The 18,757-nt window shown below is 72.7% G+C and carries 18 protein-coding genes and 1 pseudogene; 7 read left to right on the top strand and 12 right to left on the bottom strand.

Annotated features, from left to right (window positions below; translation table 11 throughout):
* Nucleotides 1–81: 81 nt before the first annotated feature.
* Nucleotides 82–1,533 carry an outer membrane protein assembly factor BamB family protein gene (locus IEY61_RS07005; RefSeq protein WP_189041738.1) on the bottom strand — a complete coding sequence of 484 codons (1,452 nt, stop codon included), beginning with the start codon at nucleotides 1,531–1,533 and terminating at the stop codon, nucleotides 82–84.
* Nucleotides 1,534–1,722: 189 nt separating this feature from the next.
* Nucleotides 1,723–2,997: an MFS transporter gene (locus IEY61_RS07000; RefSeq protein ID WP_229705741.1), complete on the bottom strand. Its 1,275-nt coding sequence runs from the start codon at nucleotides 2,995–2,997 to the stop codon at nucleotides 1,723–1,725.
* Nucleotides 2,998–3,063: 66 nt separating this feature from the next.
* On the opposite strand from IEY61_RS07000, the gene IEY61_RS06995 reads away from it, so the two are divergent.
* The gene (locus IEY61_RS06995; RefSeq protein WP_189041734.1) at nucleotides 3,064–4,053 is read left to right on the top strand and encodes an ArsR/SmtB family transcription factor; all 990 of its coding nucleotides are present in this window, start codon (nucleotides 3,064–3,066) and stop codon (nucleotides 4,051–4,053) included.
* A 117-nt stretch (nucleotides 4,054–4,170) separates the two neighbouring features.
* On the opposite strand, the gene IEY61_RS06990 is transcribed toward IEY61_RS06995, so the two are convergent.
* Nucleotides 4,171–4,656 carry an Lrp/AsnC family transcriptional regulator gene (locus IEY61_RS06990; RefSeq protein WP_189041732.1) on the bottom strand — a complete coding sequence of 162 codons (486 nt, stop codon included), beginning with the start codon at nucleotides 4,654–4,656 and terminating at the stop codon, nucleotides 4,171–4,173.
* A gap of 137 nt (nucleotides 4,657–4,793) precedes the next feature.
* Here IEY61_RS06990 and hppD point away from each other — a divergent pair, with 137 nt between their 5' ends.
* The 4 genes from hppD to hisC are packed head-to-tail and all read left to right on the top strand — an operon-like array spanning nucleotide 4,794 to nucleotide 8,809.
* Complete coding sequence (hppD, locus tag IEY61_RS06985) at nucleotides 4,794–5,999, top strand: 4-hydroxyphenylpyruvate dioxygenase (RefSeq protein ID WP_189041730.1); 1,206 nt, start codon at nucleotides 4,794–4,796, stop codon at nucleotides 5,997–5,999.
* A gap of 11 nt (nucleotides 6,000–6,010) precedes the next feature.
* The gene (locus IEY61_RS06980; RefSeq protein ID WP_189041728.1) at nucleotides 6,011–6,790 is read left to right on the top strand and encodes an RDD family protein; all 780 of its coding nucleotides are present in this window, start codon (nucleotides 6,011–6,013) and stop codon (nucleotides 6,788–6,790) included.
* A gap of 22 nt (nucleotides 6,791–6,812) precedes the next feature.
* Entirely contained in the window at nucleotides 6,813–7,709 is an 897-nt protein-coding gene (locus IEY61_RS06975; protein ID WP_189041726.1) for an RDD family protein, read from the top strand.
* On the top strand, nucleotides 7,706–8,809 hold the full coding sequence (gene hisC, locus IEY61_RS06970) for a histidinol-phosphate transaminase (protein ID WP_189041724.1): 1,104 nt from the start codon (nucleotides 7,706–7,708) through the stop codon (nucleotides 8,807–8,809). Before IEY61_RS06975 ends, hisC begins: the two co-directional genes overlap by 4 nt.
* 42 nt (nucleotides 8,810–8,851) lie before the next feature.
* Here hisC and IEY61_RS06965 read toward each other — a convergent pair whose 3' ends face one another.
* The 5 genes from IEY61_RS06965 to IEY61_RS06945 all read right to left on the bottom strand — a co-directional run bounded on the left by IEY61_RS06965 (nucleotide 8,852) and on the right by IEY61_RS06945 (nucleotide 13,215).
* Entirely contained in the window at nucleotides 8,852–10,096 is a 1,245-nt protein-coding gene (locus tag IEY61_RS06965; RefSeq protein ID WP_189041722.1) for an outer membrane protein assembly factor BamB family protein, read from the bottom strand.
* Between the two features lie 100 nt (nucleotides 10,097–10,196).
* Nucleotides 10,197–10,661, bottom strand: coding sequence for an SRPBCC family protein (locus tag IEY61_RS06960; protein WP_189041720.1), 465 nt, complete (start codon nucleotides 10,659–10,661; stop codon nucleotides 10,197–10,199).
* A gap of 87 nt (nucleotides 10,662–10,748) precedes the next feature.
* Nucleotides 10,749–10,958, bottom strand: a complete 210-nt coding sequence (locus tag IEY61_RS06955; protein ID WP_189041718.1) for a DUF397 domain-containing protein — start codon at nucleotides 10,956–10,958, stop codon at nucleotides 10,749–10,751.
* Between the two features lie 176 nt (nucleotides 10,959–11,134).
* Nucleotides 11,135–12,331, bottom strand: a complete 1,197-nt coding sequence (fahA, locus tag IEY61_RS06950; protein WP_189041716.1) for a fumarylacetoacetase — start codon at nucleotides 12,329–12,331, stop codon at nucleotides 11,135–11,137.
* On the bottom strand, nucleotides 12,328–13,215 hold the full coding sequence (locus tag IEY61_RS06945) for a hypothetical protein (protein WP_189041714.1): 888 nt from the start codon (nucleotides 13,213–13,215) through the stop codon (nucleotides 12,328–12,330). Before IEY61_RS06945 ends, fahA begins: the two co-directional genes overlap by 4 nt.
* A gap of 84 nt (nucleotides 13,216–13,299) precedes the next feature.
* Between IEY61_RS06945 and IEY61_RS06940 the strand changes: the two genes are divergently transcribed.
* Nucleotides 13,300–14,490, top strand: coding sequence for a homogentisate 1,2-dioxygenase (locus IEY61_RS06940; RefSeq protein WP_189041712.1), 1,191 nt, complete (start codon nucleotides 13,300–13,302; stop codon nucleotides 14,488–14,490).
* Between the two features lie 776 nt (nucleotides 14,491–15,266).
* On the opposite strand, the pseudogene IEY61_RS31935 reads toward IEY61_RS06940, so the two are convergent.
* The 4 genes and pseudogenes from IEY61_RS31935 to IEY61_RS06920 form a co-directional block, all read right to left on the bottom strand.
* Nucleotides 15,267–15,902 (bottom strand): annotated as a pseudogene (locus tag IEY61_RS31935) (tetratricopeptide repeat protein); the annotation flags it as partial.
* 7 nt (nucleotides 15,903–15,909) lie between these two features.
* Nucleotides 15,910–16,392, bottom strand: a complete 483-nt coding sequence (gene ispF / locus IEY61_RS06930; protein ID WP_189041709.1) for a 2-C-methyl-D-erythritol 2,4-cyclodiphosphate synthase — start codon at nucleotides 16,390–16,392, stop codon at nucleotides 15,910–15,912.
* Between the two features lie 16 nt (nucleotides 16,393–16,408).
* Entirely contained in the window at nucleotides 16,409–17,104 is a 696-nt protein-coding gene (gene ispD / locus IEY61_RS06925; RefSeq protein WP_189041707.1) for a 2-C-methyl-D-erythritol 4-phosphate cytidylyltransferase, read from the bottom strand.
* A 56-nt stretch (nucleotides 17,105–17,160) separates the two neighbouring features.
* Nucleotides 17,161–17,646 carry a CarD family transcriptional regulator gene (locus IEY61_RS06920; RefSeq protein WP_007073334.1) on the bottom strand — a complete coding sequence of 162 codons (486 nt, stop codon included), beginning with the start codon at nucleotides 17,644–17,646 and terminating at the stop codon, nucleotides 17,161–17,163.
* 419 nt (nucleotides 17,647–18,065) lie between these two features.
* Between IEY61_RS06920 and IEY61_RS06915 the strand changes: the two genes are divergently transcribed.
* Complete coding sequence (locus tag IEY61_RS06915) at nucleotides 18,066–18,743, top strand: hypothetical protein (RefSeq protein ID WP_189041705.1); 678 nt, start codon at nucleotides 18,066–18,068, stop codon at nucleotides 18,741–18,743.
* Nucleotides 18,744–18,757: the final 14 nt, after the last annotated feature.

Here is an 18,757-nt window from a genome sequence, read left to right as displayed (position 1 = left end):
AAAGCCTAGGGCAGATGGGTCGGCCGGTCCCACCCGCCGGGTGGGTGCTGGGAGCACGCTCTCATCCGCCCTGGTAACCGGTCACTTGCCGTACTCGGGGGCCGGGCACACCTCGTTCTTCGGGCCGCAGCTGTCCTGCGGCTGTGGGGCGCCGCCGCGGGCGGGCCCGGGCGCCGGTCCGCCGCCGTCGCGCGGTGGGTCACCGCCGCGGGGCGCGTCGCCGGCCGCCGCGCCGAACCGGACGTACCCGATCTCGCGCCCCTCCCCGATCACCATGCCGGCCGGCCCGACCGCGAGCGCATTCGCCGAGGTCCGCAACATCGCCAGCTCACGCCCGGTGCGTGGGTCGAGCGCCACCAGCCGGTTGGGCTTCTCGTCGGCGACAATGGTCGCGTACGGGGTCAGGGCGGCACCCGCCTTCTCACCCGTCGGCCGGTTCCACCGAGCCCGGCCGGAGCCGAGTTCGCGTGTCGAGACCGTGCCACGATCGGCGGTACGCACCACCGCGTACCGGTCGTCGACGGCGAGCACCCGTTCGGAGTTCTCGGTGACCAGCAGCAGCCGCCCGTCGTACCCGTCGAGAACCGCCTCCCGACCGTCGGGCGAGACCCCGACCAGCACGTTCCGGGCGCCGTACGGGTTCTCCCGCTGCACGCACCCGGCGCTGTCGGCGGTGCGCAGATTGAGCCCGGCGCGCTGCCACGTCTCCTGCCCGCTGATCGGGTCCCGCCCCGAGATGGCGAAGTAGCAGTTGCCGTCCTGGGATCGGGCGGCGATGCGCAGCAGGCGTCCACCGACCACCGTGAGGCGCTCGTCCCGATCGGGCTCGACGTTCTGCAGCACCCGACCGGTGGCGGTGTCCACCACGTGCACCCGACCGTCGACCGGGAAGCCGAGCAGCGGTGCCACGTTTTCCGGGCTGGCCACCTCGTCGTGGATGCGGGCGGCGGTGAGCCGACGGGTGCCGAGCAGGTTCGGGTTGTCGGCGAGCAGACCGCTGCTGACCCCCGGCAGGAAGGCGGTCCACAGCGGAGCGGCCCCACGTGGCTCCCAGGCGCTGAGGGTGCAGTCGGTCGCCTCGACGCAACGCGCGTCGAGCAACAGGTTCCGGTAGGTCCAGACCGCCACCGCGTCGTCGTCCCGCCGCCGGGTCACCCCGGTGGTCGGGTCGAGCACCTCGTACCCCTTGACCAGCAGCCGGCCCACGACGACCACCGCGTCGGCGTCGGCGCCGGCCACCGCGGTCCAGTCGGCCTTGCGCTCCCACAGCTGCGCACCGGCGGCCAGGCTGCGCGCCTCGACCCGGGTGCGTTGCTCGACCACCACCGTCTCGCCGGCGATCGTGACGCTGCGCGGGGTGCCCCCGATCCGCTGCTGCCAGACCACGTCCGGCTGCGAGATCGGCTGACGCCGATTCACCCAATCCCACATTCCAGGAAACGGGTTCCATACTCCGGTCGCGGCGAGCACGACCACGACGATCAGCCCGAGCAGCAGGAAGCTGCGTACACCGAGGCCGCTCCCCTTCGCCACCGGAACACGGTAGCCACCCGTCCTTCCCACCGCCCGCACCCCACCGCGTGTCGCGCAAGGAAGGGCCCCCTATTAACGCCTGCGGTAGTAAAAGGGCCCCCTATTAACGCCCGACTCCAACGGCACCGGAGCCAGCCTGGCGGCGCGCGCCGGCGGGCGGCAACGCGCGTCAGCGGGCGGCAACGCGCGTCAGCGGGCCCCGGCGGGCGTGAGCACCGGCCACAGAACCAGCGTCGTGACCGCCGACGCGGCACCGGCGATCGCCATCACGACTCCCGGCGCGAGCACCTCGCTCAACGCGCCCGCGCCCGCCGCGGCCAGCCCCTGCGCCGCCATCATGCCGGTGGTGACCAGCCCGAACGCCTGCCCGCGACGCGCCTGCGGAACCGCGTCGAGGAATCGCCGGGCCAGCCCGAGCTGGTAGGCGAAGCCCGCGGTGGCCACCGCGAAGAGGGCCGCGGCGGGCACCAGCGCCGGTCGGGCCAGGAACACCAGCATGGGTACGCCGAGCAGCAGCGCGAGCCACGGCGTCCAGCGTTCCCGGCGGGCCGGCGCCACGAACCGCCCCACCAGCAGGTCACCGACCAGCATCCCCCCCGCACCGGCCATCAGCAGTACGCCGGCGCTGGCACCCAGCCCCAGGTCGGCCGCGTACGGCACGGCCACCCCCTCCGCGCCGACCAGGAGCGACCCGGGCAGCCACTGGGCGAGCAGCAGTCCTCGGATCCGGCGGTCGGCGAGCAGTTCCCGGTTGACCCGCAGGGTCTCGCGCACCGCTCCGGCCCTCGCGCGATCCGCCAGCTTCGGTCCGTCCCCCACCGGGTCCGCCGCCATCGGGCCCGCCGGCGTCGGCCCGACCCGAGCCGGGCGGCGGGCGAGGCCGAGGCGTACCAGCAGCGCGGAGAGACCACAGGTCAGCGCGGTCAACCAGAGCGCGCCGTACGGGCCGACCAGCCCCAGCAGCAGGCCGCCGACCGCGAACCCGGCCACCTGGGTTCCGCCGGCGGCCACCGAGAGCAGCGACCGCCCCAGCACGTACGCGTCGCCGTGCAGCACGTCCGGCAGCAGCGCGGTGCGTGCGGCGCTGCTCACCGGGCCGAACAGGGCCACCACGGCGACCAGGCCGAGCATCGCCGACGGCGACAGCACCCCGGTGGCGAGCACCGCCACCATGACGAGCCGCAACAGGTCGTACCCGATCAACAACGCGCGGGCCGGCCACCGGTCCGCGAGAGCGAGCAGGAACATCCCGCCCAGGGCGTGCGGCAGGAAGCCGGTCACGTACGCCAGCGCGGCCAGCAGGCCAGACCCGGTGCGCTCGTAGACCAGTACGGAGAGAGCGAGCATCTTCACCGTCTCGCCGATCATGAAGATCCCGAAGCTGGCGAAGAGCACCCGGAATTCGACAACGGCGAAGACGTCCCGGAAGGTGGCCGGTCGGTCGACCGTGCTGGTGTCGTTCACGCCGGCCAGCATGGCGACCCACCCCGGTCAGCTCTATCCTTTCGCCATCGAACGAAAGGTCATGGAATGCGGATCGAGGTCACCCCGGCCGACGTGGCGGACAGCCGGTACGCGATCTCCCCGCTGGGCGAGGCGGTGTCCGCGCTCCGGTTGCACGCCGGCCAACGTTCCTACGACGGCCTGGGCCCCTGGGTGGCCCGGACCAGACCCGCGTACGAGCGGCTTCGACGCGAACTGCCGGCGGTCGGCGCGTTGTTGGCGCTGCTGCGCCGCGGCGGCTACAACGCCGACTTCATCCAGCCGCCTCCGGACGGCACCGCGCGGGACTTCGCCGGCGAGTTGGCGGTGGTCCGGGCGACCCCGCTGGCGCAGGCCCGTGACGAACTGGCCCGCAACCTCACCGCACCCCGGGCCACACCACCGGCGTACGCCCGCCGGATCTACGCCGCACCGGACGTGGTGGATCTGCTCGCGGACGCCATCGAGGCGGCCTGGACGGCGCTGGTCGAACCCGACTGGCCCCGCCTGCGGGCGATCCTGGAACGGGATCTGGTGCACCGGGCCGGCCGTCTGCTCGCGTACGGCTGGGGCGCCGCGGTCGCGGACCTGGACCCGCGGCTACGCTGGCTCCCCGGCGGCGATGTCGGCATCATCGAGGTGGCCGACAACGATCCCGAGACGCATTCGTTGGCCGGTAAGGGCCTGCTTTTCGTGCCCACCGTGTTCGGCACCTTGATCACGTACGTCGAGCCGCCCTGGCCGTACGCGATCGTCTACCGGGCCTCCGGGGTAGCCGAGTTGCTCGGTCCGCCCGACCCCGGCCGCCCCGACGACGCGCTGGACCGGCTGGTCGGGCGGTCCCGGGCGGCGGTGCTGCGGGCGCTCGCCCTGCCCGCCACCACCAGTCAGCTCGTCGCTCAGCTCGGGCTGAGTCTCGGCGGTGTCGGCGATCACCTCGCGGTGCTCCGCGAGGCAGGGCTGGTCAGCCGGGTCCGCGCCGGCCGGTCCGTGCGCTATCGGCGCACCCCGCTCGGCGACGCCCTCACCGCCGACTGATCCGCGCGCTGATCCGGGCGTTGATCCGCGCGTTGAGGGCGCTCCCACCGGCGATTGATCCGCGGCTGTTAAAAGGGGGCCCTTCCTCTACCGGAGGCGTTAAGAAGGGGCCCTTCCTTACCGCACGGCGGAGCGCACCAGGGGGATGACCCGGTAGGGGATCTGCTCGGCGAGGGCGATGATGGTGGAGGCGCGGCGGATCCCCTCGTACGCCACGATCTGGTCGATCACGCGCTGGAGGTCGGCGTTGGAGCGGGCCACGATCCGGCAGAGCAGGTCGCTGGAGCCGGTGATCGTGTGTGCCTCCAGCACCTCGGGGATCGCCGCCAGGTGGCTGGTGACCGGATCGTGCCCGTGCCGCTGGCTGATCTCCAGGGTGACGAAGCTGGTCACCGAGAAGCCGATCGCGGCGGGTGAGACGTCCGGCCCGAACCCGCCGATCACCTTCCGGTCGACCAGCTTGTCGAGCCGGGCCTGGACGGTGCCGCGGGCCACGCCGAGCCGGCGCGAGCACTCCAGCACGCCGATCCGCGGCTCCTCGGCGAGCAGCTCGATCAGGGAGGCGTCCAGGCCATCGAGCTGTACATCCTGACCAGCGCTCATGGGCAACCACTCTACTTCCTGCGCAACCTGACCAGCCGGATTGCCGACAGTTGCCCAGTGACCCCGCTCACGGTGATAGTCCGTGGAAGAGCACAGCGTCGGCCCACGAGGCCGGCCGGTACGCAAGGGAGGCCACCATGACCCAGGCGATCGACCGACCCCAGTCGACCGAGGAGGTCGATGTCGACACCCTCGTCGGCGCCGTCGACCACGACATCACCCACGACCCGTTTCCGGTCCGGGGCCTCGACCACGTGCACTTCCTGGTGGGCAACGCCAAGCAGGCGGCGCACTACTACTCCACCGCGTTCGGCATGACCTGTGTGGCGTACCGGGGACCGGAGCAGGGCTACCGCGACCACGCCCAGTACGTTCTGACCAGCGGTGCGGCCCGGTTCGTGCTGACCGGCACGGTCCGCCCGGACGCCGATGGCGCCGAGCACGTGGCGAAGCACAGCGACGGCGTCTGCGACATCGCGCTGGAGGTGCCGGACGTGGACGCCGCGTACGCGCACGCCACCGCGCAGGGCGCGACCGGCCTGGTAGAGCCGCACGACGTCAGCGACGAGCACGGCACGGTCCGGATCGCGGCGATCGCCGCGTACGGCGACACCCGGCACACCCTGGTCGACCGGTCCCGCTACACCGGGCCGTTCCTGCCCGGCTTCGTCGTCCGCGGACCGATCGTGGATCGGCAGCCGATGATCGACGCGGGCATCCAGCCCAAGCGCTTCTTCCAGGCGGTCGACCACGTCGTCGGCAACGTGGAGCTGGGCCGGATGGACGAGTGGGTCGAGTTCTACAAGCGGGTCATGGGCTTCACCAACATGGCGGAGTTCATCGGCGACGACATCGCCACCGACTATTCGGCGCTGATGAGCAAGGTCGTCGCGAACGGCACCCGCAAGGTGAAGTTCCCGCTCAACGAGCCGGCGATCGCCCGCAAGAAGTCGCAGATCGACGAATACCTCGAGTTCTACCAGGGCCCGGGGGCCCAGCACATCGCCGTGGCCACCAACGACATCCTGGCCAGCGTCGACGCGATGCGGGCGGCCGGCGTCGAGTTCCTGGACACCCCGGACTCGTACTACGACGACCCCGAGCTGCGCGCCCGCATCGGCGAGGTACGCGTACCGATCGAGGAGCTGAAGGCCCGCAAGATCCTGGTCGACCGGGACGAGGACGGCTACCTGTTGCAGATCTTCACCAAGCCGGTGCAGGACCGCCCGACCGTCTTCTTCGAGCTGATCGAGCGGCACGGCTCACTCGGTTTCGGCAAGGGCAACTTCAAGGCTCTCTTCGAGGCGATCGAACGGGAGCAGGAGCAGCGCGGCAACCTGTAACACTGGCGAGCGTGACCCAGCCTCCCTCGTACCCGGCACCGCCGGTCGGTGGGCCGCCGCCCGCCACCGGCGGCGTCGCGCCGCCCACCGGCCCTCCGCCTCCGATACCGCCGCAGTTCACCCCGCCCGGCCAGGCGCCACCGAACTGGCCTGGCCCGCCCGGGGCGGTCCCCCCGCCGGGATGGCCGCCCGGGTCACCGCCGCCGGGGTGGGTGGCCGGGCCTGCGCCGGGCTGGGGGTCTGTGCCGCCGCCCCCGCTGTCGGTGCTGGGGCCGGGCGGGCACCCCCTGGCCAGCTTCGCCGACCGGCTGCTGGCGTACCTGATCGACACGGCGATCGCGACCGTCGTGATGATGGTGCTGTTCGTGCCGGTGTTCTTGTTCTTTCCGTTCTGGCTGGCCAGCAGGACCCAGACCAGCCCGGACGGCACACTCGTCGAGCCGGACCTCGGCGCGTTCCTCACGCAGGTCATGGTGCCGCTGCTCCTGCTACAGGCCGCGCTGTTCGTGCTGGTGCTCGGGCTGTACTGGCTGTACCACGTCGAGTACCTGAAGCGGACCGGGCAGACCCTCGGCAAGCGGGTGATGAGCCTGCGGGTGGTCCCGCTCGATCCGACCGGCACTCTTGATCGACGGATGGCCGGCAAGCGGTACCTTGTGCAGTTCGTCGGCGGGTCGCTGGTGCCCGGTGGCGGCTATGTCGACGGCCTCTGGCAACTGTGGGACAAGCCCTGGCAGCAGTGCCTCCACGACAAGTTCGCCGGAACGGTCGTCGTTAAGGTGGCGAGGTGAACGAGCGCAGTAAGGCCACGACGTGAGTGTGGCTCCCGGCTGGTACGTCGACCCCGCCGACCCGCAGACTCGCCGGTACTGGGACGGCGAGGGCTGGATCGGCGCGCCCATCCCGGTCGACGCCACCCCACCCGAGGGCCCGCCCCCGCCCGAGCCCGAGCCGGCACCCGAACCCGTGCCGCCGGCCACCACGCCCACCACCACACCACCGGTTTCCGGCCCGCCCCCGGGTCACCTCCCACCCGGTGGCTGGCCGCCGGGCCCGCCGCCCGGCGATCCGCGGTACGGGCCACCGCCCGGCTGGCCGTACCCGACCTGGCCGGGACGTCCGCCGGAGCCTCGTCCGCACGGTCTGCCGCTGTCCTCGTTCGGCGCCCGACTCGGCGCCCGGCTGATCGACTTCGGCATCGTGTTCGTCCTCAACGTGCTGGTCAACGGCTGGTTCGTCGCACGCCTGCTGGACGAGATCTCGGCGCCGCTGAACGAGTTCAGTCGCCGCATGCAGAACCCGGAACGCAACACCGAGCCACTGCCGCCGGCGGGCGAGCAGACCGGATCGCTGATCGTGGTGATCCTGCTGATCGCCACCCTGCTCTGGTTGGCGTACGAGGTGCCGGCGATGGCGGCCAACGGGCAGACCTTCGGCAAGCGGCTGGTGGGCATCAAGGTGCTGCCCGTCGAGGCGGACGCGCCGCTCGGCTTCAGCCGGGCACTACGCCGGTGGAACACCCTCGGCCTGCCCACCCTGCTCTGGTACTGCTGCGGCCTCGGCCTGCTGCTCCAGTTGATCGACGCGCTCTCCCCGCTCTTCGACCACCCGCTGCGGCAGGCGCTGCACGACAAGCGCGCCCAGACCGTGGTGGTGAAGGTTCCCCGCACCCCCACCGACCGCGCCAACACCCCGGGAGACACCCCATGACAAACACCGGACGTCACCGGTCCACCCCGCGCCTGACCCGCACCGACCTGGACGCGCTGCCCAACTACGTGCCCGGTCGCAGCCCGGCCGACCTGGCCCGCGAGCTCGGCCTGCCGGAGGCGATCAAGCTGGCCAGCAACGAGGTGCCGTACGGCCCGCTGCCCGGCGTGGTGGAGGCGGTCGCCGAGGCCGTCACCGGGGTGCACCGCTACCCGGACATGGGCGTGGTGGCGCTCCGCCAGGCACTGGCCGAGATGTACGGGGTGGACTCCGACCGGATCGCCACCGGTTGCGGCTCGGTGGCGCTGGCCGAGCACCTGGTGCGGGCGACCTGCCTGCCCGGCGACGAGGTGCTCTACTCGTGGCGCTCGTTCGAGGCGTACCCGATCATCGTGGCGACCAGCGGCGCGAGCAGCGTGCGGGTGCCCAACGAGGCCGGGCACGGGCACGACCTGGCGGCGATGGCGGCGGCGGTGACCGACCAGACCCGGATGATCCTGGTCTGCAACCCCAACAATCCGACCGGCACCGCCGTCCGCCGGGCCGAGCTGGACCGTTTCCTCGACGCGGTGCCGGACGACGTGCTCGTGGTGATCGACGAGGCGTACCGGGAGTTCGTCACCGACCCCGAGGTACCGGACGGGCTCGGCTACGCTGACCGGCCCAACGTGGCCGTGCTGCGCACCCTGTCCAAGGCGTGGGGCCTGGCCGGCCTGCGGATCGGGTTCCTGGTCGCCCAGCCGGAGGTGGCCGCGGCGGTACGCAAGGTCGTCACCCCGTTCTCCACCAGCCTGGCCGCGCAGGCCGGTGCGCTGGCCGCGCTGGCGCAGGCGGACGAGGTGCGGCGGCGCTGCGCGCTGGTGGTGGCCGAGCGGGACCGGGTCACCGAGGCGCTTCGCAAGCTGGTGCCGGACGTGCCGGACAGCCAGGCCAACTTCGTCTGGCTGCCCCTCGGTGACCGGTCGGTGGACTTCGGCAAGGCGTGCGAGTCGCGTGGGGTGATCGTCCGGCCGTTCGTCGGCGACGGGGTTCGGGTCACCATCGGCACCCCGACCGAGAACGACGCCTTCCTGGCGGCGGCCGAGGCCGCCCTGACCTGATCCTTGACGGGGCCGCCCACGTCGGCGGGCGGTCCCCGCTGGTCACGCCGCGGCGATGATCAACGGCTCGGCCGTGAAGTAGTAGCGCTGATCGTCCCCCTCGGGGTCGACCGGGCGACGCAACCGCTCCACCACCACGTAGCCGTCGGCCGCGTACGCCGGGCCCGGCGCCCAGCCCGTGCCGTCGGAGCCGACGTCGAGCACGAACCGGGACAGCTGCGCACCGCTCGCCGCGTCCACCGTGACCAGCTCGTTCTCCTCGGTCAGCACATGCACCCGCCCGGTCTGGACGGCGATCACCCGGCCCGGTCCCACGGCGACCCGCCATTCGGCACCGCTGCGGAGCGAGCGACCGACCAGCGTCCCGTCCGCCATGACCAGGGCCGTCCGGTCGATCAGTTCGGCATCGAGCCCGTCCAGGGCCGGCGCCAGGACCGGTTCGCCGGTGTCGAGCAGCCAACTCCGCGCCGACGAGTCCCCCGGCCCGGCGGTCCGCAGCGCGGCGCAGCCGACGCCCTCCGACGCGCAGCCGAACAGCGACGCGGTCAGGTCGTCAGCGCTGTCGGGCGGTCGCCATCGGGTGCTGACCGCCCCGGTCGCCACGTCCCGGAACTCGACCGTCGGCGGCCCGGCGCAGTCGTCCAGGGTGAGCAGCTGGCCGCTCGTGTCGGCGCCCAGTGGTTCCCGGCAGCCGGCATCCACCTCGACCCGCCACAGCTGCGCGCCGTCGGGAAGGCCGACCGCTCGGATCTGCCCCGCGCCGGAACTCACCACGACAGCGCGGCCGTCGCCGGCCCGGGTGACCGAGAGGCCGCGCGGTTGCCAGACGGTGGTCACGCCGGTGCGCCGCGCCGCCTGCTCCCGGTCGGACTCCGGCCCGTCCGCCCGCCAGGCGACCTGTCCGGTGCGGGCGTCGAGCGCCACCAGCTTCCCGTCGGACCATCGGCTCACCACGGTCGTTCCGCTCGCCACCACCGCGTCCAGCGTCGCCGGCCAGCGTCGGTACGACCAGTACGGTGTGCGCCGATGCTCCCCGTCGACCGGCTGGTCGGCGTAGACCTGGCGCTGTGCGGCGTACACCCGCAGCCGGCCGTCGACGATCAGCGGTGCCACCGGCAGCCGGCCCACCACGCCGGGCTCCGGCGCGCGCGGCGCCGGGTAGTCGGCTCGGGCGGCGGTGACGACCTCGGCCGGGGCCAGCACGCGGTACGCGATGATCCCGGTCGCCGCCGCGACGACCACCGCCGCCACCGTCGCCACGATCCGCCGGCCCGTCGCCAACCCCATGCCGCACCTCCCCGCCCGGCACCCTACCCAGCGGTCGGTGCCTGCCCGGGAGCGAGGCCCGAGGGCGGGATGGAGGTGGACCGTGGCACGGCGACACCACTCAGACGGCCGGGTGGCGACCGGCCGCGGCGGCCAGGGCCGCGATGTCCTGCCGCAGCACCTTCTCCACCGTCCGCGCGGCCAGGCCACCGAGCAACAACGCGACCGCCCGGCCGGCCGGAGCGGCGGGCCGGGCCTGCACCGTCACGGTGACCGCCGCGCACCGGCGGCCGCGACGGCGTACGTCGCGCAGCGACCAGGTGATCCGGTAGTCGACGCCGTCGCCGGGCGAGCCGAGCACCAGCCGTCGGGGCGGCTCGGCCGCCAGCACGACGAACTCCTCGGCCAATTCACTGCCGTCCGGCCGGATGCGCGTCTCACGCCACGCGGTGCCCGGCCCGAACCGGCCCGGGGTCAGCACCTCGACCGGGGCCCCGACCGGAAAGCGCCGAGACAGGTCGGTGAGCAGGCGCCACAGGTCGGCCGCAGGCACCGCCACCAGTCTGTTGACCGCCACCGTCGACATGCCACCTCCCGTAGCGTCGACGGTACGCGCGGTGCACGCAGTCCGGGTCCCCGGGACGGAGATTCCACCACCGGGGACCCCTGGATCTCAGCGGGTGAAGGTCCCTGTCCGGATCGCGTCCACGAACGCGCTCCAGCCGGGCGGGCTGACCATCAACACCGGCCCGGTCTGGTCCTTCGAGTCGCGGATGCCCACCACACCGTGGGCGCGGGCCAGGTTGTCGGCCACCTCCACGCAGAGGCCCTGGTCGTTGGAGCGGCTGCTGGTGCGCCAGATCGCGCCCACCAAATCGTGCATCGTCGTCATCTCCCTCGGTTTTCGACATGTCGCCGAACGGGGCCGGGCCGACCGGAACAGGGGGGCGCCGGTCGGCCCGGCACGGCGTGGCAACGGAATTCCGAGGCGATCAACGAAGACAGTGACGGGTCGCTATCGCACAGCCCGTGCGACTGCGGCCACCTGTCGGGAAAGGGTCAGCGGGCGGGCAGCACGGTTCCTGTCACCGCGCTCAACGCGATGACGCTGCCGTCCGGGCCCGGCGCGGTGGCGGTGATGGTCACCGTGTCACCGTCGGCGAGGAAGGTGCGTTCCGCCCCGGCCACGGTGACCGGCTCGGCGCCGCCCCAGGTGAGTTCCAGGAACGAGCCGACCTGGTCGCGCCGGGGGCCGGAGACCGTGCCGGAGGCGTACAGGTCACCGGTGCGCAGCGCGGCGCCGTTGACGGTCAGGTGGGCCAGTTGCTGGGCCGGTGTCCAGTACATCCCGGCGAACGGCGGCTCGCTGACCGGCTCGCCGTTCCAGTACACCGTCAGCCGCAGGTCGAGCCCGAGGTGGGGCTCGTCGCGCAGGTAGTCGGCCACCGGCGGGTCCTGCTCGGGCGCGGGCACGAAGGCGTGCCGTAGCGCGTCCAGCGGGGTCACCCAGGCGGCGACCGAGGTGGCGAACGACTTGCCCAGGAAGGGCCCCAGGGGCTGGTACTCCCACGCCTGGATGTCCCGGGCCGACCAGTCGTTGAGCAGCACCACGCCGAAGACGTGGTGGGCGAAGTCGGCGGCGGCGACCCGACGGCCGAGCGGGCTGGGTACGCCGACCACGAAACCGACCTCGGCCTCGACGTCGAGCCGCGCCGACGGGCCGAAGACCGGCCCCTCACGGCTGGGCCGCTGCCCCTGCGGGCGGATCACCGGGGTGCCGGAGACCACCACCGTGCCGGCCCGGCCGTGGTAGCCGATCGGCAGGTGCTTCCAGTTGGGCGGCAACGGCGGCTGGCCGGGGCGGAAGATCTCACCGACGTTGGTGGCGTGCTGCTCCGAGGAGTAGAAGTCGACGTAGTCGGCGACCTCGAAGGGCAACTCCATCCGCACCTCGTCCAGCGGCACCAGCAGCGGCTCCACGGCCGTCCGGTGGGCCGGATCGGTGAGCAGCTCGGTGATCCGCTGCCGCACCGCCGTCCACTGCGGCCGGCCCAGCGCCAGGAACGCATTGAGCGTCGGCTGGCACAGCGCCCCACCGGCCAGCACCAGGTCGGCGGCCTCCGCGCCGGCCAGGTCGAGAACGAGATTCCCGATGCGTACGCCGATGCGCGGCTCGCCGCCGTCGATCCGGAACACCCCATACGGCAGGTGCTGCACCCCGAAGCCCGAATCCTGCGCACCCGTCACCCAGGTCATGCTCTGTCGCCCCCGTTCACCAGATCGTCGCCGCCGTTCACCAGGCCCAGCCGGATGAGATCGGTCAGTGGTTCCACAATGCTGCACGAGCCGAAGCCCACCCACAGCGGACGCGCCGCGTCCCGGCGGCCGCCGGTCCACCGCACCAACGGTCGTTCGTCGCGCACGGCGAGCAGTTCGGCGACGGTGTCCACCCCGGCCCCCTCGGCGGCGGCCAGCGTCGCGGCGAGCACGTTGGCAAAGCCATGGTGGGTGAAGCCGGTCTCCGGGTCGACGTGCCGCACCGCGTGGTGCAGCCCGGCGGTCAACTTGAACGGCAACTCCCGATCCCGGCAGGCCCCGATCACGGCGGCCAGCTCGGCCGGCGTCGGAAACAGCTCGGCGGCCAGGCCACCGGTGCGGAACTTGGCGGCGACCGGCAGCCCACCGGCTCGCGCCTCGGCGACGGCGTCCAACGCGCCCATCAGCCCGAAGGTCAGTGGGATCTCCGCGTAGACCGACCCGCCGTCCAGCCGCTCGGCGAGCTTCACCAGCTCGGCCAGGCCCGGCAGCGGGTCCTCGCCCCGCTTGGCGGCCGGCGCCTCGACCTGCCGGACGGTCACCCCGAGCGGCGGAAGAAGCGACAGCGCGAGGGGCAGCCGGTCGAGACCGGTGTCGCCGATCAGCCCGACGACGAAACCCTCGGCGGGGTCGATCAGGCCGTCCAGCTCGCCGGCGGTGACCGCGGAGGCGGGCAACAGCAGCGGGCCGACGAGGTCGGCGTACCAGGCGGCCCGGTGTCGTCGGTGGGCGGCCACGGCGTCGGGCAACGACGCGCTGCCCGGCGGGAAGACGGCGGCATCGTCGACCAGGCCGGCGACGAGTGCGGGCAGCTGCGTTGACACGACACAAGATCGTACGGGACGCTGTAATAAGCGGACAATAGCGTCCGGTTATCGGACGCCGGCAGGCTGGTGACGGAGGGCGACATGCCGTACTACCGCAGGATCGGCGAGGTGCCACGCAAGCGCCACACCCAGTTCCGGCAACCCGACGGCAGCCTCTACACCGAGGAGCTGATGGGCCAGGAGGGCTTCTCCTCCGATTCGTCACTGCTGTACCACCGGTACGCCCCGACGGCGATCCTCGCCGCCGAGGAATTCACCCCACCCGCCGTGACCCGGCTGCCCAACCTGCCGCTCAAGCCCCGACACCTGCGCACCCACAAGCTCGACGGCACCGGCGCCGACCCGGTCCTCGGCCGGCGGTACCTGCTCGCCAACGACGACGTGCGGATCGCATACGTGCTGGCCGACCGGCCGTCCCCGCTGTTCCGCGACGCCACCGGCGACCAGTGTCTCTACGTCGAGGCCGGCGCGCTCCGGGTCGAGTCGACCTTCGGCGTGCTGGACGCAGTGGCTGGCGACTACGTGATCATCCCTACCTCTACCGTGCACCGACTGGTGCCCACCGGCGACTCGCCGGCCCGGCTGCTCGCCATCGAGGCGTCCGGGCACATCGGACCGCCCAAGCGCTACCTGTCCGTACGCGGCCAGTTCCTGGAGCACTCGCCGTACTGCGAGCGCGACCTCCGGGGACCGCACACGCCACTACTGGTCGACGGGACCGAGGTCGAGGTGCTGGTCCGCCACCGCTCGCGGGCGGCACGCCCGGGTGGCGACGGCACGGTCTGGACGCGACACGTTTTCGCCCACCACCCGTTCGACGTGGTCGGCTGGGACGGTCACCTCTACCCGTGGGCCTTCTCCATCCACGACTTCGAGCCGATCACCGGCCGGATCCACCAGCCCCCGCCGGTGCACCAGACCTTCCAGGGCCCGAACTTCGTGATCTGCTCGTTCGTCCCGCGCAAGGTCGACTACCACCCGGACGCCATCCCGGTGCCGTACCACCACCACAACGTCGACTCCGACGAGATGCTCTTCTACACGGGGGGCAACTACGAGGCCCGGCGCGGTTCCGGCATCGAGCAGGGCTCCATCTCGCTGCACCCGTCCGGCTTCACCCACGGCCCGCAGCCCGGTGCGGCGGAACGCTCCATCGGAGTGGACTTCTTCGACGAACTGGCGGTCATGGTCGACACGTTCCGCCCGCTCGACCTCTGCGACGCCGCCTCCCACTGCGAAGACCCCGCCTACGCCTGGACCTGGTCCCGGTGAAAGGAAGGGCCCCTTATTAACGCCTCGTGAGGTAAAGGGGCCCCTTATTAACACAAACCGCGCTCCGGGGGCAGGGGCCGCGTCCTGGCTCAGGCCACCGGGCGGCCGATGATCGCGAGCTGGGCGGCGGTGCCGACACCGATCGCCAGGATCAGCGGCCACGGGGTACCGAGCAGGGCGTAGAGCAGGATCAGCGCGGGTGCCGTACAGGCGGCGTAAACGGCCAGGGCGAGCGTGCGGTCGGTACGCCGCAGCACGGGCAGGACCGTCCGGGTCAGGCCGGGCAGCCGGGACGCCTGCCGCCAGACCAGGATGCCGCCGCCGATCGCGGCCAGCACCGCCACGAACCGGGAGAATCCGGAACCGGTGGCGGCCGAGCAGGCGACCACCACGGCGGCGACCACCGACCAGCCGGTCCCCCAGACCACGAGCTGTCGCAGTGCGGCCGGCACGGCGCGGTGGGTGGCCGGCCCCACGGCGGGATGGCCGGCGTCGGCCGGCCCGGCACCGATGTGGCCCGCCCCGGGGCCGGCCACGCCCGACGGCTCCGGACCCGGGACCTGGTCGGGACCCGGGACCTGGTCGGGACCGGAAGGGTGCTCGTCGGCGGGTCGCCCCTCGGCCGGCGAACCCGAGGGCTCCTGATGGCCCTCGGCCGACCACCCCGAGGGCTCCCGGCGGCCCTCGGCCGGCCAACCCGGGTCGTCCGGGACGCCGTCCGGGCGGGCCGGCCCGCTCCGCGTCGCGTCGCGACCGTTCGGGTCGGTCGGAGGCAGGCTCGTCACCGCGGCCTCCGCCAGTCGCTCCAGCGTCGCGCTCCAGCGTCGCTGCTCCAACCGCAGCACCCCGACGTCGTCAACCGCCTCGGCCAGGCGCGGGTCCAGCCGCAGCGCCTCCCGGTAGGCCCGCTCGGCCAGGTCAAACATCTGCATGTTGGCCGCGACCAGGCCGAGCACCAGGTGCGCCTGCGGCTCCTCGGGAGCCAACTCCACCCCGCGCCAGGCCGCGTTCAACGCCGGCTGACCGTTGCGCGAGCCGGCCAGGATCGCCGCCGCGCTGCGCTGGGCGTACGCGTCCTGCGGCCCCAGCGCCAGGATCTCGTCCGCGGTACGGGCGGCCTCGGCGTACCGTTCCAGGTCGCCGAGGGCCAGGCCGCGAACGACGAGCGGAGGCACCTGCCCCGGCGCGGCGGCGACAGCGGACTCGGCGGTGGCCAGCGCCTCGGTGGGCCGCCCAGCGGCCAGGTGCACGCGCGCGAGCATGATCAGCGCCTCGGCGGCTGTCGGATCGAGGGCGAGCGCGAAACCCAGTTCGATCGCGGCCTCGTCGTAGCGCCCCAACTCGGCGAGGAGGATGGCGCGCTGAAGGTAGCCGTCGGCGGCGGGCGGGTCGGCGGGGACGTCGGCGGACATCGCGCGCCTAGGCGCCCGGCCGCTCGTACACCAGGGCCACCGCGACCCCGGCGAGCCCCTCGCCCCGGCCCGTGAAGCCCAGGCCGTCGGTGGTGGCGGCGGAGACGGTGACCGGCGCGCCGGCCGCCTCCGAAAGCACCCGCTGGGCCTCCTCGCGACGCGGACCGATCTTGGGTCGCACGCCGACGACCTGCACCGACACGTTGCCGATGGCGAAGCCGGCGGAGCGCACCCGGCGCGCGGACTCGGTGAGCAGGGCCAGCCCGCTCGCCCCGGCCCACTCGGGTCGGTCGACCCCGAAGTTGGCGCCGAGGTCACCCAGGCCGGCGGCGGAGAGCAGCGCGTTGCAGGCGGCGTGGGCGACCACGTCGGCGTCGGAGTGCCCGGCCAGGCCGTCCTGGCCAGGCCAGTGCAGGCCGGCCACCCAGCACGGCCGCCCGGCCTCGAAGGCGTGCACGTCCGTGCCGATGGCCACCCGAGGAACGATCATGAATCGAGGGTACGCGTCATCCACCGCCCGCCAGCAACTGCTCGGCCAGGGCCAGGTCGAAGGGCCGGGTGATCTTCAGGGCGTGGTCCGAGCCGGGCACACAGAACACTGGTACGCCCTGTTTCTCCACCAGCCCGGCGTCGTCGGTGAGCGCGTCACCGGCGGCGACGTGTGCGGCGACGAGCACCGCCCGGCGGAAACCCTGCGGGGTCTGCACGGCACGCAGCGCGGAGCGATCGACGGTGCCGAGCACCACCTCGCCCGCGTCGACCTCCTTGATCGTGTCGACGACCGGCAGCACGGGGATCACCGCGTCGTGGCCCGCCCGGACCGCGGCGGCCACCGACTCCACCAGCGTTGGCGGGGTCAGCGCGCGGGCCGCGTCGTGCACGAGGACGATGTCGGGCCCCGGGGGCACGGCGGCGAGCGCCGCCGCCACCGAGGCCTGGCGTTCCGCCCCGCCGGGCACCACGGTCACCGGGGCGATCGGGGCAAGCAGGTCGCGTACGGCGGAAACCTCCGCGACCGGTGCGGCCACCACGATGGTGTGCACCGAGTCGGCGGCGGCCAGCCGACGGACCGTGTGCACCAGCAGCGGCTCCCCGGCCAGCAGCCGCAGCGCCTTCGGTCGGCCTGGGCCGAGGCGTACCCCGGCACCGGCCGCAGGCACGAGGACCGCGACGTCACCGCGCGGATTGAGCTGCGCGGTCACGTCACGGTCCTCGATGGTTTCTTCGCTACGAAGTGGGTACGACGATGCTGTGCGGACTAGGCCTCGGTGAGCACCTTGTCGAGCAGCGTCTCCGCCTCGTCCTTGGTGCTCTTCTCAGCCAGCGCGACCTCGCCGACGAGAATGTCGCGGGCCTTGGCGAGCATGCGCTTCTCGCCCGCGGATAGCCCCCGCTCCCGCTCCCGGCGCCACAGGTCGCGGACGACCTCGGCCACCTTCAGCGGGTTGCCGGAGGCCAGCTTCTCCAGATTCGCCTTGTAACGCCGTGACCAGTTGGTCGGCTCCTCGGTGTGCGGAGCCCGGAGAACGTCGAAGACCTTGCCCAGGCCCTCTTCACCGACCACCTCGCGCACACCCACGATCTCGGCGTTCTCGGCCGGCACCCGGACCGTCAGGTCACCCTGCGCAACCCTCAGGACGAGGTACTGCTTGGGCTCGCCCTTGATGACCCGAGTCTCGATTGCCTCGATGAGTGCGGCCCCGTGGTGGGGGTAAACAACGGTCTCGCCGACACTGAAAACCATAGGTTCGAAACCCCTTTCGCTGTGTCTAGGGTAACACGCTCAGGCACCGATGTCTCACCACTGTCCTGACCGTTGGCGCAGCTCAGGGGCCCTGTGAGAGGTATTTCTTCGCCTTGACAGACAGCCAAGCCGATGATTCGAACACACTCCGTAACCCGAGAATGACCCGCTGGCACGGTTGACGGAGAAGTCGAGATCAGCTAGGCGATCAGAGGCCACGCACCCATTCCATGGTATCTCGCCCATCCGAATGTGGGCGGCGTTGCCGTCCTCGGCCCGATGCGGGCCTTCCGCCTGCCCCTTGCCGACGGGGTGTCCGCACTCCGGTAGCGGTAGCGGTAGCGGTAGCGGTACCGGACGCGGTGCGGGACGCTGGAGGCAGCGCACTCTCCGCGCCCGCGAGGTTCCAGGGGGTCGTGATGGGTAAGGCTGACGCCGACGGTCCCGGGCTGCCGGATCTGCCTCCCGAGTGGGGTCGGGTGGTCGTACCGGACGATGCTTCCGCCCTGGCCGACGAGGCCGAACAGGTTCGTCGCGAACTGCGCCGCCAGCTCTCGGCCCAGCCCCGCCGCTGGCGTTCGCCCGGCCTACCCGTGCTCGTGCTGTTGATCGCGGTGGTGACGACCGTCGCCGGCCTGTTCACAGTCACCTGGCCCCGGGCCAACCGATCTCCGGGGCCGGTCAGCAGCAGTCCCGAGCCGACCCCGGCACAGCTGACCAGTCGGACGCTGCCCGCACTGGACCTGGTCGACGCCAGGCAGTCGCCGGTGCCGCTGCGCGGGCTGCTGCCGGCGGTGGTGCTGTTGGTGGACGGCTGCCCCTGCCCGGACCTGATCGCCGCGACCGCGCTGGCGGCGCCCGCCGGCGTGAGCGTGGTCACCGTCGCCACCGGCAGGCCACGGGCCGCACCGGCCGGCACCGAGGTACGCACCCTGGCCGACCCGACCGGCGGCCTGCGCGCCTTCCTGCGTGTGCCGGCTCGACCGGACACCGTCACCGCCCTGCTCGCCGACCGCACCGGCCGGATCGTCCTGGTGGTGCGCGAAGCCGCCTCGGTCGCCGATTACCACGCCGAGCTGATCCGGCTGGCCGAGTAGCACCGGCAAGAAGA

This window comes from Micromonospora sonchi (genome assembly GCF_014646235.1).
Taxonomy (GTDB): Bacteria; Actinomycetota; Actinomycetes; order Mycobacteriales; family Micromonosporaceae; genus Micromonospora; species Micromonospora sonchi.
Note: the sequence above shows the minus strand (reverse complement) of the source record. Positions and strands in the feature narration are given on the sequence as shown.

Bases quoted from the DNA above. Each gene is read 5' to 3' on its own strand.
- IEY61_RS06995 (WP_189041734.1), top strand. From the start codon at position 3,064: ATGCGGATCGAGGTCACCCCGGCCGACGTGGCGGACAGCCGGTACGCG.
- IEY61_RS06990 (WP_189041732.1), bottom strand. From the start codon at position 4,656: ATGAGCGCTGGTCAGGATGTACAGCTCGATGGCCTGGACGCCTCCCTG.
- hppD (WP_189041730.1), top strand. From the start codon at position 4,794: ATGACCCAGGCGATCGACCGACCCCAGTCGACCGAGGAGGTCGATGTC.
- hisC (WP_189041724.1), top strand. From the start codon at position 7,706: ATGACAAACACCGGACGTCACCGGTCCACCCCGCGCCTGACCCGCACC.
- IEY61_RS06965 (WP_189041722.1), bottom strand. From the start codon at position 10,096: ATGGGGTTGGCGACGGGCCGGCGGATCGTGGCGACGGTGGCGGCGGTG.
- IEY61_RS06960 (WP_189041720.1), bottom strand. From the start codon at position 10,661: ATGTCGACGGTGGCGGTCAACAGACTGGTGGCGGTGCCTGCGGCCGAC.
- IEY61_RS06955 (WP_189041718.1), bottom strand. From the start codon at position 10,958: ATGCACGATTTGGTGGGCGCGATCTGGCGCACCAGCAGCCGCTCCAAC.
- fahA (WP_189041716.1), bottom strand. From the start codon at position 12,331: ATGACCTGGGTGACGGGTGCGCAGGATTCGGGCTTCGGGGTGCAGCAC.
- IEY61_RS06940 (WP_189041712.1), top strand. From the start codon at position 13,300: ATGCCGTACTACCGCAGGATCGGCGAGGTGCCACGCAAGCGCCACACC.
- ispF (WP_189041709.1), bottom strand. From the start codon at position 16,392: ATGATCGTTCCTCGGGTGGCCATCGGCACGGACGTGCACGCCTTCGAG.
- IEY61_RS06920 (WP_007073334.1), bottom strand. From the start codon at position 17,646: ATGGTTTTCAGTGTCGGCGAGACCGTTGTTTACCCCCACCACGGGGCC.
- IEY61_RS06915 (WP_189041705.1), top strand. From the start codon at position 18,066: ATGGGTAAGGCTGACGCCGACGGTCCCGGGCTGCCGGATCTGCCTCCC.